The organism is Pararhizobium sp. IMCC21322 (genome assembly GCF_030758295.1).
Lineage (GTDB): Bacteria > Pseudomonadota > Alphaproteobacteria > Rhizobiales.
Genome location: NZ_CP132335.1, coordinates 1,377,797 through 1,390,601, shown reverse-complemented (window position 1 = coordinate 1,390,601; position 12,805 = coordinate 1,377,797). Strand labels below are relative to the sequence as shown.

Below are 12,805 nucleotides of genomic sequence, written 5' to 3'. Positions count from 1 at the left end.
AGCAACGCTATTGGGCGCGCAGCTTTTTGATCTGTTCTTCTTCCCAAAGCAGACCGTCGCCCATACCGGAAATCTGCGTCGATACTGAACCAACGATTTCAGCATATTGCTGATGATCCCATTCAAGCGGTGTCCAGCCAATGGCGCTCAGCTTTTCTTTGACAGCATCCTTTTTCATGGCTTTGCTCATGGCACTTTGCAACACTTCAACCTGTTCAGTTGGTGTGTCTTTATGGACCAGCCACCATGTCCAGCCCAGTGGACCGAGCCCCGTCAATCCGATGTCTATGCCCATGTCTTCAACGTTATCTGCCCCGTCGAACAATGCTTTGACAGCAGGCAATTCTGACAGAACAAGGCCAATTGTGTAGCCATCCTTGTCGGCCATGTAGGCTCCCGGATTGACAAAGACGAAGTCCAACACACCAGACTGGAGATCCTTGCGGGCTTCGCCGTCGGTCTTGTAAGGCACGACCTGTGCAACAACACCGAAGGCTTTCAGAGCCTTGGCCATGACTTTATGCGGCAGGTTCCCTGCAGTCCCAGATGAATAACGCAGTTTTCCAGGGTTGGCTTTTCCATAGTCCATCATTTCCTGGAAATTGGCAAAGCGGTCGTCATCAACCCGCGTGGCGATGGCAAACGCAGCTGCCACGCCAGAGTGAAGCGGCGTAAAGTCCTTGTAAGTCCAATCGGCCTTGCCACTTGCTGGCGCACTGACCAATGGAGCAACCCAGCCTGAAATCATCGTGTATCCGTCTGCCGGGCGTGCCATTGCGGTTTTGAACGCCTTTGTGCCCCCAGCTCCCGGCGTGGAAACAAGTGTCACTGCAACGCCCAGTTCATTGCCAATTGCATCGGCAATAATCTGATCCGCAGCCATCGCTGTCCCCGGCCCCCATGGAAATATTGTCTGCACAGGCCGTTGCGGAAAATCTGCAGCTATTGCTGCTGTCTGGACTGACACGACACCCGTCAGCAGAGCCATAGCCGTTAATATTGAAGCAAATTTCATTTCTTCCTCCTTGGTAGAATTTATGCGTTTCTGAGCCGCATGTTCTTATAAATTCTTCTTACATTTTACATATATATAACAGAATTTGGCCGGCAATCAAACGGAAATGAAGTCGTGCTTGCAGCCTGAAATCCAATTGTCTTGGGAATTCAGCGCCGCCGGGAAATCACAAGGGGCCAATGCAGTCAGAGCTTATTCGGCGTTTTGGGGGGTTAGCAGCCGTCTAATGCACGGCGTTGGGAAAGCTGCAGGTGGCGTTCCAGAAGCGCCGTTGCCAGCGAGATATCACGCTCACTACAGGCGGTCAGAATATCGACGTGCTCCCGCATGGCAGGTATCTTCCGATCACCTGTACTTTGATTGCCCATACGGATCAGGCGAATACGCGCCTGATTTATCTGGTATGTCTGCGACAGAATTTCATTATCGAGATATTCGACGATGGTGTTGTGGAACGAGTCATCTACTGTATCAATTTCGAGGACCTCGTCCGCTGTCAGTTCTCTCTTTTCCAGTCGGCTCAACACTTCTTTGGATCTCTCCAGCATCGCTTCGATGTCGGCAATCGGGGCTTTTTCGAGATAGATCCGCAGCCCTTCCTTCTCCATCAGCACGCGAACTTGGTAAGCGTTTCGGATGAGCTTTGGACTGACACCGGATATCTGGATACCGCGCTTTGGATACACTTTTAGCAGTGTTTCATGCTCAAGACGCTGGATGGCCTCTCTGGCGGGCGCAATTGGAACATCAATCAACTCACAAAGCTCTTTTTGCGTCACAAACTGCCCTGGGCGAAGTTGGCCGGACAAAATGCAGTCTTTGAATTTGATGTAGGCATCGATTTTTTTCATAAAGATAGCGGTGCCGACTTTACTGGAGGCAGGTTCTGGCGTTTCCCGTTATATAGGACATATAGATTACGTAGCAACGGCTGTTCCAGGACCGGCCAGCCGAGGTCACAGACCATATCGACCAATTTCAAAACCATTGGAGTTTGGAATCAACTGTAAGCCGGTAGGGGCGCCCGCTCTGAATCGGCAAATGTGGCTGGCGTGAGCCATGCCTGGATATTTCTGGTTAAGGCCACATCACCCTGAACAGACAGATCACCGCTTTTCATTGCGTCCTTGTAGGTGCGGTCTCCCATCCAGACATCATGCATGGTGCGAACCGAGCAATCGAAATAGACATTAATGTCCTTGCCCGGGTCTTTCAGACAGACTTGCGTGTTGTCACTTTCAATCAGAAGCCACCAGTCACGCTGTGCCGTCAGATCGGAAAAGCGGAATTTAATCACGATTTCGGTTCCGATCAGTTTTGACGGGTCAACGGCGCGCTCCAGATAGAACATCAGAAACTCGACATCGAAATCTGCATCCAGGATGGTGTGGCGGGCCCAGACCGGTCCCACTCGCCCAGATAGATCAGAGAGATCAGGAGCGGCAAAAGCGCTTTGCAGGCTTCTGTCGGGAAATATTCATATCGCTTCTGGCCAAGGATAAGGCATTTTAACACGGTAACTTCATTTCGTGTAGCGCGTCACTTTCATTTCTGTAGTGGTTTACTTCACTCTGCGAAGTATCTGCACACGAGCTCTCCGTCTATTGGTCTGTTTATCGGCAAGCAATCAAATGTATTTTCCTTAAACAACTGAAACAATTGATAAAACGGAGATACATCATGAATATTCACAACACGATCATCGAAACCGATTTTGAGGCCATCAAGTCAAGACAGAACGCGGCATGGGCGTCTGGCAACTATGCAGTCGTTGGAACAACACTGCAGATCGTCGGCGAAACGCTGGCGGAAACAATGGACAACAAAGCCGGTGCTGAAGTCCTTGATGTGGCTGCGGGCAATGGCAATGCCACCCTCGCCTTTGCCCGTCGGTGGCACAATGTAACTTCAACCGATTATGTGGCTTCACTGTTGGAAAGCGGCAAGGTCCGTGCCACGGCTGAAGGCCATGATGTGGATTTCAAAGTCGCTGATGCCGAAGCACTGCCCTTTGATGACAATTCATACGATGCGGTTGTTTCCACATTCGGTGTGATGTTCACGCCAAATCAGGAACAGGCAGCGCGTGAATTGGTTCGGGTCTGCAAGCGCCGTGGGCAGATCGGCATGGCCAATTGGACGCCCGCAAGCTTCATCGGGCGCTTGTTCAAAACCCTTGGCAGGCATGTCGAGCCGCCAGCGGGTGTTCAATCCCCTGCCCTGTGGGGTGATCAGGCTTGGCTGGATGAAACATTTGCCACCACCGCATCAACCATACGGTTCACAAAGCGGCATTTCAATTTCCGCTATCGCTCACCGGCGCATTTTATCGATGTGTTCCGGGCACTCTACGGCCCTGTGCACAAAGCGTTTCTGGCGCTGGATGCAAATGGTCAGGCAGCTTTGGAAGCGGACATTCTGTCCCTGATAGCAGAATTCAATATCGCCACAGACGGGTCGATGAATGCGCCGGCGGAATATGCCGAAATCATCATCACCAAAGCCTGATTGCGCGCAGAGATGTTGGAAAGGGAGACAAGAAAATGAATGCACATACACCAAACATGGCGGCGCTTGAAGCATCGCCCCTCGTGGAGTTCTGGAACGAAATTCTGGCCCCCAAATTCATCCGCTATCGCCATATTCTGGTTGGTGGGCTGTCTCGGCACAGCGCCGAAACCCTTCCTGCGCTCGATGTGCGGAAAGGTGACCGGATTCTGGATATCGGCTTCGGCGATACAGCGGTTGCGCTGGCCAAACGGGTTGCACCATCCGGTGACGTTATCGGCGTTGATTGCTGCCAGGCCTTTCTGGATTATGCCGGAGAACACGCTGCATATAACAGATCAAGCAATGTCCGGTTTGTCTCACGCGATGTGGAAGCGGGGCTGGATGAAGGACAGTTTGACTTCGTGTTTGCCCGCTTTGGAACCATGTTCTTTGCCAGTCCGGTCGGCGGATTGCGCACCATGCGGAACGCCATGAAATCTGGTGGTCGGATAGCCCATATCGTGTGGCGGCAACGTGCTGATAATCCCTGGCTGATTGCGGCTCGTGATGTTGTGCAAAGCATCTTGCCAAAACCAGGTGAAGACGCTCGAACCTGCGGACCCGGCCCGTTTTCGATGGCCGATGAAGAAACCACACGGGCGCAAATGAAATCTGCCGGCTTTGCCGATGTCGCCTTTCAGCGCATTGACGCCAAAGTCATGGTGGGCCGCACGATCGAGGAGGCCATTGCCTTTCAATTGGCGATCGGTCCTGCCGGAGAAACTTTTCGCGAAGCCGGTGCGCTTGGCGAAGAACGACGTGCGGATGTTGAGGCTGCACTCACCAAACTGTTCCGAACAGTCGAAACAAATGCGGAAGGGCTGTAGATGGACAGTTCTTCCTGGCTGATCACGGCTCGTAACCCCGTGGCTGATTAAACTGCCATCCAAACCAAACCCAATGACAAAACAACCAATCCTAAAAGGAAACGATAACATGACACATGCAATTACAAATGACGGCGTCATCGACAATGGCGTGAACACAGAAGCTCTTATTGGCGCATGCGGCGCATTTGCCGAGACGCCAGAGGCTGCTGCCTTTACGTTCCGTAGCACCTGCGACTGGGTGGATGGCACCGAAAGCATCAACAGCATCAATGGTTATTTCGGTCTTGGCCAGGATCATGAGCGTAAGCATACTTTCAAAATCGCGTCTGACCACCCAGAGGTTTTTGCCGCCAAAGACAGTGCGCCAACCCCGCCTGAAATCGTGCTTGCTGCACTGGCAAGCTGTCTGACCGGCGGTGTCGCGGCAGTTGCTCAGCATCGCGGCATTCAACTGCGCGGCGTCAAGGCCATTGTTGAGGGGGATGTGGATGTTCGAGGCATTCTGGGAATGGACCCGGACATTCGCAATGGTTTTGGTGCCGTAAGAGTGCGGTTTGAGATCGATGCGGATGCCAGCGACGCTGATATCCGCGCTCTGGTTGCCCAATCACAAAAACGTTCGGCTGTGTTCGACCTCATCACCAACCCAACCAATGTCCATGTGGACGTAGCCTGATCCGGGCTGCCTGAAGGAGCGAGTGTCGTGAAACAGATTTCGACCGTCATTGTTGGCGCCGGTCAAGCCGGGCTCGCCATGAGCAAATGCCTTGCCGACCGCTCGATTGCCCATGTGGTGATCGAGCGGGGCGAGGTGGCAAATTCCTGGGGCCATGAACGCTGGGACAGCCTCAAATTACTGACACCCAACTGGCAAAACCGCCTCCCCGGCTTTGCCTATGCCGGATCAGATCCGGACGGCTTCATGTCAATGCCGGAGATCGTCAGCCATTTGCAATTCTATGCACAGAAGATCACGGCACCCATAGAAGACCGCACCACAGTGTTGTCCGCGACCGCACACGGCTCCGGCTATTGCGTGCAGACATCACGAGGCAATTGGTATTGCGACAATCTGGTGGTTGCGAGCGGAGCATGTGCGCAGGTTCGCCTGCCACAGTTTGCGCAGAGCATTCCCAACCCTATTACGCAGCTAACCCCGCTCACTTATCGCAATTCCAGCCAGCTTGGACCCGGCGGTGTATTGGTGGTTGGCGCATCAGCAACCGGTGTCCAACTGGCGTCGGAAATAAAGGCAGCGGGCCATGAGGTTATGCTTGCGGCCGGACAACACATCCGGATGCCCCGCCAGTATCGCGGGTTCGATATTCAATGGTGGATGGACCGAACCGGCGTTCTGGATATGAGTCTTGATGATGTGGATGATCCTGACCGCGCAAGGCGCGTGCCATCCCTTCAGTTGATCGGCTCCAAAACGCGTCCGATCATGGATTTGAATGCGCTTCAGGCTGACGGCGTGGAGATTGTTGGCAGGCTTGCCGGTATTCGGGATGGACGTGCTTTGTTTTCCGGATCGCTGGCAAATCAATGTACGCTTTCTGATCTCAAAATGAACCGCCTTCTCGATGGATTTGATGATTGGGCAACCGCTCACAATCTTGCAGATATTGCCGCGCCCCATCGGCACGCAGCGACCAGCGTTGGCGGCAATCCGAAACTGCAATGTGACCTCAATACAGGATCGATCGGTACCATTGTCTGGGCCACAGGCTATCAGCCGGATTTCAGTTGGCTGCAGCTTCCGGTGTTTGATTCAAAGGACCGTTTGCAACATGGCCGGGGTGTTGTCGCTCCTGGCCTCTATGTGCTTGGCCTGCCGTTTTTGAGACGCAGAAAATCCGCGCTGATTGATGGTGTAGGCGGGGATGCAGAAGCGTTGGCCGATCACCTGACAATACGAGCCACACAACATGCAGCCTGAAAGGACACGTAATTATGAACTCTCACATGACGAATGATGCAGATAACGCGATCCAACTGGCCCACAGGAAGGTAATCAAACGTATGCTTTCTGATCCGTCCGCTGCCAGAAGCGAAATAACAATACAGGGCCGTGTGGGAGACGGTCTGGCATGTACTGTTCGGGAAGGAAAATTCACCGCTGTGACTGATTTGGGATATGGCATGGGGGGCACAGTTGCAGGACCTTCGCCCGGATTTTATGCCAGAACCGCGATTGCGGGCTGTGTGGCCATAGGCGTAAAGATGGCAGCCGCGCGCGACGGCATTTCATTGCGCACAGTTGATGTCGCGGTTACGACGGATTTCGACGATCTCGCCATTTTTGGTTTGGGAGACTCAACGGCCGCGCCAGTTGAAACACGGATCCTCATTCGCGTCGATACGGATGTCAGCCTTCAAACGGTGTCAGATATGATTGAAAATGTGCTGGAAATGGGCCCGTGGTTTCTGGCTTTGCGTGATCCGCAAAGTGTTGTGACCCGGCTTGAAGTCGGCTGAACAACCAGTTTGCTCATCAACCTATGGTCAGTTCACAGTCAGATTGTTCCAACCGCCATCCAGCAAATCAGCGTCCATGCGCAGTTCCTCGCTTTTGAAACGACAAACGGATGTGATGAAATCAACGATGTATTTGGGATGGTGGCCGGCAGGGGTCGCCTTTCCATTCGCGTAGTGACGGTCAAAGAATGCTTCAAATACATCACTGTCAAAGGGCAATCCGGCTTTTTTTGCTGCGCCCTCGAAAATCACCCGATAGTCGTCCGCTGAAGGCGTGGGAACATTTATCTTGTAGTGCAAACGCCGCAATGCGCCGGCATCAGCCAGTTCATCAGGTGGAATATTTGTAGAGAAAATCGCCAATTGGTCAAAGGGAACGGCAAATTTCTTGCCGGTGTGCAGGGTCAGAAAATCGTAGCGTCGTTCCAAAGGCACAATCCATCGGTTCAGCACCGCCTGCGGATTGGTGCGCTGGCGCCCGAAATCGTCAACGACAAACACGCCGCCAATTGCCTTCAAATGAATGGGTGCCTCGTAATAGCGCGAATCCGGATTGTAGGACAAATCCAGCATCTCGAGCGTCAGCTCTCCACCCGTCAGCGCGAACGGTCTGCGACAACGACGCCAGCGCCGGTCAAATGTTTGGCGGCTCTTGGGCTGATAGTCTTCTTCTTCCGGTGTGTGCAATGTCGGGTCAAATACGTTGATGATCTGTCCGCCAACCTCAACACAATGAGGAATGTAAATCAGATCCCGGAACGCTTTGCCCATCGCCTCGGCAATGCTGGTTTTTCCGTTCCCCGGCTCGCCGTAAAGGAGGACTGACCTGGTAGAGTTGATGGCTGGGCCAACAAGCGAAACAATATTTTCCGGAAGAATCAGATGTGACAGGGCGTCTTGCAAAACCTCCCGGCTTATGCGTTCATTTGCAATGGACTGATTGCGGATTTGGGAAACCCAGTCTTCCAGACTGACCGGTGCGGAGCCGATATATTGGGAATGCACATTGGCGCGATTGGCATAATGCACACCGGCACCGCCCAGAGAAAAGCGAACCTCAGAGCGCATTTCGTGCCCTTCCAACCCGCGCGATTCCACATATTGAAGCTTCTGCAACTCCTTCAGCAATTCAACCACTACGCCCGGAGCCAGTCTCATCTCTGTCGCAATTTGCGATGGAGCCAGTGCCCCATGCACCAGCAGGGTCTTGGCAAGCAGTTGCATCAAGGAATCACGTTTGATGCCCGTTTCAAGAACGGTGGTTGGCGCTGCCGGCTCAGTGATAGCCATAGTCAATTCTCCTGCTAGGTCTTGCACATTGCAGGTTGTACCCAATCATTCCTTAAGCCTAAGTAAGCCCCGAGTTTAGGGACTGTTAAGGACTATTGTGCATTATGACAGCATAAGAGGCGTTTCCTGTATTTTGTACCCTCGTAATCTGTAGGCCTGTGGGGTTGTTCCCACCCATACCAGTATGGATGTGTCTTATGAGAATGGTACAAATCATGGTTGCGAAATTTTTCATTACAATCTCAATTGTCAGTCTGCTTGCGGGCTGCGCGTCAGTGAGCCGTGAACTGTCATCTTTTGGCGACAGCTCTGTGTCCTCTGATGATCTCGCTTATGCGTCCTATTACTCAAATGATCAGTTGGTAAAAGAAGGCAAGGTGCAGTTCCGTGAACGGAATTACGGAAAATCCTACTCGCTCTTCAAGAAAGCCGCCTCCGTTTACCCCAATGATCCAATGGCGTGGCTTGGATATGCAGCGTCTTCGGATCATCTGGCCCGCTTCGACAATTCAGATCAGGCCTATCAGCGCCTGTCTTCCATGATTCCAAACCGGCCAGCATACCTCAACAATGTTGGTTATTCCTACTTACTGCGCGGAAATCTGGTTCAGGCACGACGCTATTTTCTAAAAGCCTATGAGATTGACCCCGCAAATGAAACAACAGCCAACAATCTGGAGTTGCTGCGCAATAGCACCACGACCATCCAGCGGGGCTGACTCAGGCTGTTCCATACAATTTTTTTTAAATTGTAAGTCTATAGTTAACAAACAGTATAGCAAAAAATGCGGCCACCATGACGACGCCGTAAGGAACCTTTCCTGTTCTTCTGATTTCATCCAACCGCATGCCCGGCCAGGTTCTGGACAGTCCATAGGGCAACGGTATGCGCAGCAACAACATTGCTATCACCGCAAAGCCGATCAGAAAAAACGCGTAGGTCAGCAGACTATTCCAGCCCAGGAACAGGCCAATCGGGAACATCAACTTTGCGTCTCCAGCGCCTAAGAGCTTGAATTGCCACAATAAAAATCCTGTCGCAAACAACAGGGCACCAGCACCCAATGCACTGAGCAGATCGACTGGAGGAAACCGGCTATCGAACACATAGGGCCTGCAGGCAGCATAAAGTGCAAACAGCAAGATGAGCGTCAGAACGGTCTGATTGTGTATCTTCCAGGACCTGAAATCCGTGAATGCTGCATACAGAAAACTCAGGCCGGTCGCCACCAGGACCAGCATCGCGAGAGCCCCAATCATGAGATAGCTAAAATTTTATCTAACTGAATCACGACTAATATACCTCTGCTGATTATCGTATGGACTATGGAGAAATTCTTCCATGCCAAATGGCATAAATGAAATCTTATGTCTTTGGAAATAGTCAATCCTTAGGGTTCATTCCTGAAGGGATATTAGGCGCATAGGTAGAAACCGACAAAATACGTTCTCAGGGAATTGGTTTTCAGCGTTCCCGCGTTGTCAGCTATTTCGGGCAGAAAGCACTGAACCAAGACGTATCCAGTCGCCCTAATGTTTGAGTACAACAGAAATATAAGGTGTAACATGAATAGCATTTCCAAAAACCTCCGCGCATTTGCAGCCGACGAAGAAGGCATCGCATTGACGGAATATCTCATCCTCCTCGGCCTTCTTGTTGGTGGCGTCATCGCGACCGTTGGCCTTGCTGGCGATAGCCTTGAAGGTGCATGGACCTCATGGTCGACCTTCTGGGACGGCATCGGCGCAGGCGGCGGCGGCGGCGAAGGCGAAGGCGAAGGCGAAGGTGAAGGCGAAGGTTAATTCCGAACAGTCTTGATCCCGCGAATGCAGTGACATTTGTATTTGTCTGCATTCGCGGGATCCAACAAAAAAAGCAGCCGGTCTAACCGGCTGCTCTTTGGGTGGTTACCATTATGAACAGATCTTCACTGCTTAGCCTGCTGATCGCCTTCGTTTTGGCGATTGCTGCGGTTGTAGGTGTACAGACCTATCTGCGTAGCCAACAGGCAGCCCTTCTGGCGGACAATACGACTAAATCAATTCCGCAAAATACGATAGTGGTGGCAGCACAGCCGCTGCGGTTCGGGAAAATTATTGAGCCAGGAAGCCTTCGGGTGATCGACTGGCCGTCTGACATAGTGCCAAAAGGTGCCTATCGCACCGTCGCCGAAGTGATCGGCGAAACCGGCGAACCGCGATATGTGATGTCAGCTGTGGAAACCGGCGAACCGCTGCTTACCAGCAAAATTACCGGACCCGGTCAACGTGCAACACTATCCGCAGCTTTAAGCCCCGGCATGAAAGCCGTATCCATAAGGGTCAATGATGTGTTTGGTGTTGCAGGGTTCGTTCTGCCCGGTGATCGGGTCGACGTCATGCTGACACGCACGATTGAAAACGCGGCAACGGCTGCAGCCAGTGTCTCGACAGATGTCCTGCTGCAGGGTGTGAAAGTTCTGGCTATTGATCAACTGGCTGATGACCGCGCTGACAATCCTGCTGTCGTGAAAACCATCACCTTTGAAGTGTCAACATCGGAGGCACAAAAGCTGACCCTGGCTCAATCCATTGGCACCCTTTCTCTGGCACTTCGCAATGTGGGTTCATCTGCCAGAGAGACAATAACTGCTGTGAACATCAACGATCTGGATGGTTCAACCAGTTCCGAATTGACCAAGCCAGAAAAGCCGAAGCCAAAAACGGTTGTACGAAAACCCACCACTACCACGGTCGCAGTCTATCGTGATTCCGAGCGGACGGAGTACAATGTTCTCAGCGAGATTAAGTAATTATTAACCATAGGAATGCGAATTGTTTAACAGCGCGTAAAGGATTCGGAGCTGTTAATCAAAATGCAGTGGTTGGACAAGGATTGCATCTATGGATGCCTTCGTAGTTGTCGTATAGGCAGAGGGCTTGTTGCGGTTGCATTCGGCCTTTCGCTCACCCATATCTTTGTCCCGACAGCCCTGCATGCACAGGATTTGCGCATCACCCTGAATGAGCGGCAGGCGACGAGCGCAACCATTCGCCCTGGCACCTCCACCACAGTTATCACAAACCAGAGCTTCTCTGATCTGGTCATTGGCGATCCTTCGGTGGTGGACGCCGTTCCTTTGTCCAACGTGTCATTCTACATCCAGGGCCTGTCAACCGGCTTCACCAATGTCTCCATATATGACGAATTCAAAAACCTGCTTGGGGTGGTTGATGTTCGTGTGGAACGAAATGCGGGCGAGATTCAACGAGCCGTCAGGGCTGTTGTCCCTTATGCCGATATTCTGGTCACCACTCAGGGCGATCAGATACAGCTATCAGGAATAGTTGCAAACGGAAAAGACCAGGCACGCGCGCTCAAGGCAGCGCAGCAATTTTCCAGCAAGCCCGTCATCAACGCATTGAGCATTTCCGACGTGCAACAGGTTTCCCTGGAAGTTCGCGTTCTGGAAGCCAAGCGCTCTGTCGGCCGTGATCTGGGCGTCAAAGTTCAGAGCACGACCAAAAACTCTCTTTTCGGCAGCGGCACTGGATTAGTCGTTAATGCAGATGATACCGGTACGCTCGGCACCTATCTTGAAAACAACACAGCGGCATCCAACCGCATCCTGTCGGGAAACACAGCATTTGGAACTTTGGTGGCCAATGTGTTGGAAAGCGCTGGGATCCGGATTGATGTTATTATCGATGCTCTGGAGCAAAAAGGACTGGTCCGCCGGCTGGCGCAGCCAAACATCACGACCATCAGCGGCGAAGCGGCCAAATTTCATGCCGGGGGAGAAATACCTGTCCCCTCAAGCGTAAGCGATGGGCAGGTGTCATACACCTATCGACCTTACGGTGTGGTTCTGCAGTTCGTGCCAACTGTTCTGGAAGATTCGAAAATCAATATCCGTGTCATGACAGAAGTCAGTGAACTGGATAGTACTTTGCAGGTCAACGGCTTTCCTGCATTCACGTCCCGCAAGGCCGAAGCAGTGATGGAGCTGCGCAGTGGCCAGAGTTTTGCAATGGCCGGTCTTCTGCAGGTGGTCAATCAAAGAGATATCGAGCAACTTCCCTGGCTCGGCAATCTACCCATTCTCGGCGCTTTGTTTCGGTCAACAAGCTATCAGAAGCAGGAAACCGACCTCGTCATTGTAGTGACCCCCCGGCTGGTGCGCCCTGCCGCACCCAATGAACAATTGCATTCTCCGCTGGATCAAACACGGCCGTCGAATGATCCAGAATTATTTCTTCTTGGATTGATGGAAGTCGACAAAGACATGATCCGGCAATTTAGATCAGGTGCTGGTGTTACCGGCCCATTTGGCCATCGTCTCGACCTTGAATTTGAGGACGCATATGTTCTCAGGAAATAGACCTCTCCAAGCCATTACTCTGCTCGGCGTGCTCAGCCTTTCAGCGTGTGCAGATCATATGAACAATCGCGACAGCATTACACTGGGTGCGGGCAACGCAAGCGCAGCCAATATGGGAATTCACACCGTAGAGCCATTTCCCGCTTCCGCGCTTGACACGACAATCAATGTGTCACCAGAAAAAACCGAGCAGGCCCGGGAGCGCTATTTGATACCCTGTGACCCTGATGTTGTCACCTGTGGCGATTCTGGTGAGTATTCAGTAACCAAGTCTAAATGAA

General features: G+C 52.2%; 15 protein-coding genes. 10 read left to right on the top strand and 5 right to left on the bottom strand.

Translation table 11 applies throughout. The features are described from left to right. Positions 1 to 7: 7 nt before the first annotated feature. The 3 genes from RAL91_RS06745 to RAL91_RS06735 all read right to left on the bottom strand — a co-directional run bounded on the left by RAL91_RS06745 (position 8) and on the right by RAL91_RS06735 (position 2,426). Positions 8 to 1,015 (bottom strand): tripartite tricarboxylate transporter substrate binding protein, encoded by a 1,008-nt coding sequence (locus RAL91_RS06745; RefSeq protein ID WP_306260813.1) that lies wholly within the window; start codon positions 1,013 to 1,015, stop codon positions 8 to 10. Between the two features lie 212 nt (positions 1,016 to 1,227). Further along, the gene (locus RAL91_RS06740) at positions 1,228 to 1,866 is read right to left on the bottom strand and encodes a GntR family transcriptional regulator (RefSeq protein ID WP_306260811.1); all 639 of its coding nucleotides are present in this window, start codon (positions 1,864 to 1,866) and stop codon (positions 1,228 to 1,230) included. Positions 1,867 to 2,015: 149 nt separating this feature from the next. Continuing rightward, a complete protein-coding gene (locus RAL91_RS06735) occupies positions 2,016 to 2,426 on the bottom strand; it encodes an alkyl sulfatase C-terminal domain-containing protein (RefSeq protein ID WP_306260809.1) in 411 nt (136 codons plus the stop codon). 269 nt (positions 2,427 to 2,695) lie between these two features. On the opposite strand from RAL91_RS06735, the gene RAL91_RS06730 reads away from it, so the two are divergent. The 5 genes from RAL91_RS06730 to RAL91_RS06710 all read left to right on the top strand — a co-directional run bounded on the left by RAL91_RS06730 (position 2,696) and on the right by RAL91_RS06710 (position 6,873). Further along, positions 2,696 to 3,523, top strand: coding sequence for a class I SAM-dependent methyltransferase (locus RAL91_RS06730; protein WP_306260807.1), 828 nt, complete (start codon positions 2,696 to 2,698; stop codon positions 3,521 to 3,523). 35 nt (positions 3,524 to 3,558) lie between these two features. Further along, positions 3,559 to 4,392, top strand: a complete 834-nt coding sequence (locus tag RAL91_RS06725) for a class I SAM-dependent methyltransferase (RefSeq protein ID WP_306260806.1) — start codon at positions 3,559 to 3,561, stop codon at positions 4,390 to 4,392. A gap of 109 nt (positions 4,393 to 4,501) precedes the next feature. Continuing rightward, entirely contained in the window at positions 4,502 to 5,071 is a 570-nt protein-coding gene (locus tag RAL91_RS06720) for an OsmC family protein (RefSeq protein WP_306260804.1), read from the top strand. 27 nt (positions 5,072 to 5,098) lie between these two features. Then, entirely contained in the window at positions 5,099 to 6,334 is a 1,236-nt protein-coding gene (locus tag RAL91_RS06715; protein ID WP_306260802.1) for an NAD(P)-binding domain-containing protein, read from the top strand. 14 nt (positions 6,335 to 6,348) lie between these two features. Then, the gene (locus RAL91_RS06710) at positions 6,349 to 6,873 is read left to right on the top strand and encodes an OsmC family protein (RefSeq protein WP_306260800.1); all 525 of its coding nucleotides are present in this window, start codon (positions 6,349 to 6,351) and stop codon (positions 6,871 to 6,873) included. A gap of 27 nt (positions 6,874 to 6,900) precedes the next feature. Here RAL91_RS06710 and RAL91_RS06705 read toward each other — a convergent pair whose 3' ends face one another. Beyond that, entirely contained in the window at positions 6,901 to 8,163 is a 1,263-nt protein-coding gene (locus RAL91_RS06705; protein ID WP_306260798.1) for an AAA family ATPase, read from the bottom strand. A 203-nt stretch (positions 8,164 to 8,366) separates the two neighbouring features. On the opposite strand from RAL91_RS06705, the gene RAL91_RS06700 reads away from it, so the two are divergent. Then, the gene (locus RAL91_RS06700; RefSeq protein WP_371932528.1) at positions 8,367 to 8,882 is read left to right on the top strand and encodes a tetratricopeptide repeat protein; all 516 of its coding nucleotides are present in this window, start codon (positions 8,367 to 8,369) and stop codon (positions 8,880 to 8,882) included. Positions 8,883 to 8,907: 25 nt separating this feature from the next. Here RAL91_RS06700 and RAL91_RS06695 read toward each other — a convergent pair whose 3' ends face one another. Beyond that, a complete protein-coding gene (locus tag RAL91_RS06695) occupies positions 8,908 to 9,423 on the bottom strand; it encodes a prepilin peptidase (protein ID WP_306260796.1) in 516 nt (171 codons plus the stop codon). Positions 9,424 to 9,729: 306 nt separating this feature from the next. Here RAL91_RS06695 and RAL91_RS06690 point away from each other — a divergent pair, with 306 nt between their 5' ends. The 4 genes from RAL91_RS06690 to RAL91_RS06675 all read left to right on the top strand — a co-directional run bounded on the left by RAL91_RS06690 (position 9,730) and on the right by RAL91_RS06675 (position 12,804). Further along, entirely contained in the window at positions 9,730 to 9,966 is a 237-nt protein-coding gene (locus RAL91_RS06690) for a hypothetical protein (RefSeq protein WP_306260794.1), read from the top strand. Positions 9,967 to 10,079: 113 nt separating this feature from the next. Beyond that, positions 10,080 to 10,955, top strand: coding sequence for a Flp pilus assembly protein CpaB (gene cpaB, locus RAL91_RS06685; protein WP_306260792.1), 876 nt, complete (start codon positions 10,080 to 10,082; stop codon positions 10,953 to 10,955). A gap of 63 nt (positions 10,956 to 11,018) precedes the next feature. Beyond that, the gene (locus RAL91_RS06680) at positions 11,019 to 12,524 is read left to right on the top strand and encodes a type II and III secretion system protein family protein (RefSeq protein WP_306260790.1); all 1,506 of its coding nucleotides are present in this window, start codon (positions 11,019 to 11,021) and stop codon (positions 12,522 to 12,524) included. A gap of 58 nt (positions 12,525 to 12,582) precedes the next feature. Then, positions 12,583 to 12,804: a hypothetical protein gene (locus RAL91_RS06675; RefSeq protein ID WP_306263122.1), complete on the top strand. Its 222-nt coding sequence runs from the start codon at positions 12,583 to 12,585 to the stop codon at positions 12,802 to 12,804. The last annotated feature ends 1 nt before the right edge of the window (position 12,805 follow it).

Coding starts and splice junctions, on each gene's coding strand:
- cpaB (WP_306260792.1), top strand. CDS start 10,080: ATGAACAGATCTTCACTGCTTAGCCTGCTGATCGCCTTCGTTTTGGCG.
- RAL91_RS06725 (WP_306260806.1), top strand. CDS start 3,559: ATGAATGCACATACACCAAACATGGCGGCGCTTGAAGCATCGCCCCTC.
- RAL91_RS06675 (WP_306263122.1), top strand. CDS start 12,583: ATGAACAATCGCGACAGCATTACACTGGGTGCGGGCAACGCAAGCGCA.
- RAL91_RS06720 (WP_306260804.1), top strand. CDS start 4,502: ATGACACATGCAATTACAAATGACGGCGTCATCGACAATGGCGTGAAC.
- RAL91_RS06740 (WP_306260811.1), bottom strand. CDS start 1,866: ATGAAAAAAATCGATGCCTACATCAAATTCAAAGACTGCATTTTGTCC.
- RAL91_RS06730 (WP_306260807.1), top strand. CDS start 2,696: ATGAATATTCACAACACGATCATCGAAACCGATTTTGAGGCCATCAAG.
- RAL91_RS06695 (WP_306260796.1), bottom strand. CDS start 9,423: ATGATTGGGGCTCTCGCGATGCTGGTCCTGGTGGCGACCGGCCTGAGT.
- RAL91_RS06690 (WP_306260794.1), top strand. CDS start 9,730: ATGAATAGCATTTCCAAAAACCTCCGCGCATTTGCAGCCGACGAAGAA.
- RAL91_RS06745 (WP_306260813.1), bottom strand. CDS start 1,015: ATGAAATTTGCTTCAATATTAACGGCTATGGCTCTGCTGACGGGTGTC.
- RAL91_RS06680 (WP_306260790.1), top strand. CDS start 11,019: ATGCAGTGGTTGGACAAGGATTGCATCTATGGATGCCTTCGTAGTTGT.
- RAL91_RS06700 (WP_371932528.1), top strand. CDS start 8,367: ATGGTACAAATCATGGTTGCGAAATTTTTCATTACAATCTCAATTGTC.
- RAL91_RS06710 (WP_306260800.1), top strand. CDS start 6,349: ATGAACTCTCACATGACGAATGATGCAGATAACGCGATCCAACTGGCC.
- RAL91_RS06705 (WP_306260798.1), bottom strand. CDS start 8,163: ATGGCTATCACTGAGCCGGCAGCGCCAACCACCGTTCTTGAAACGGGC.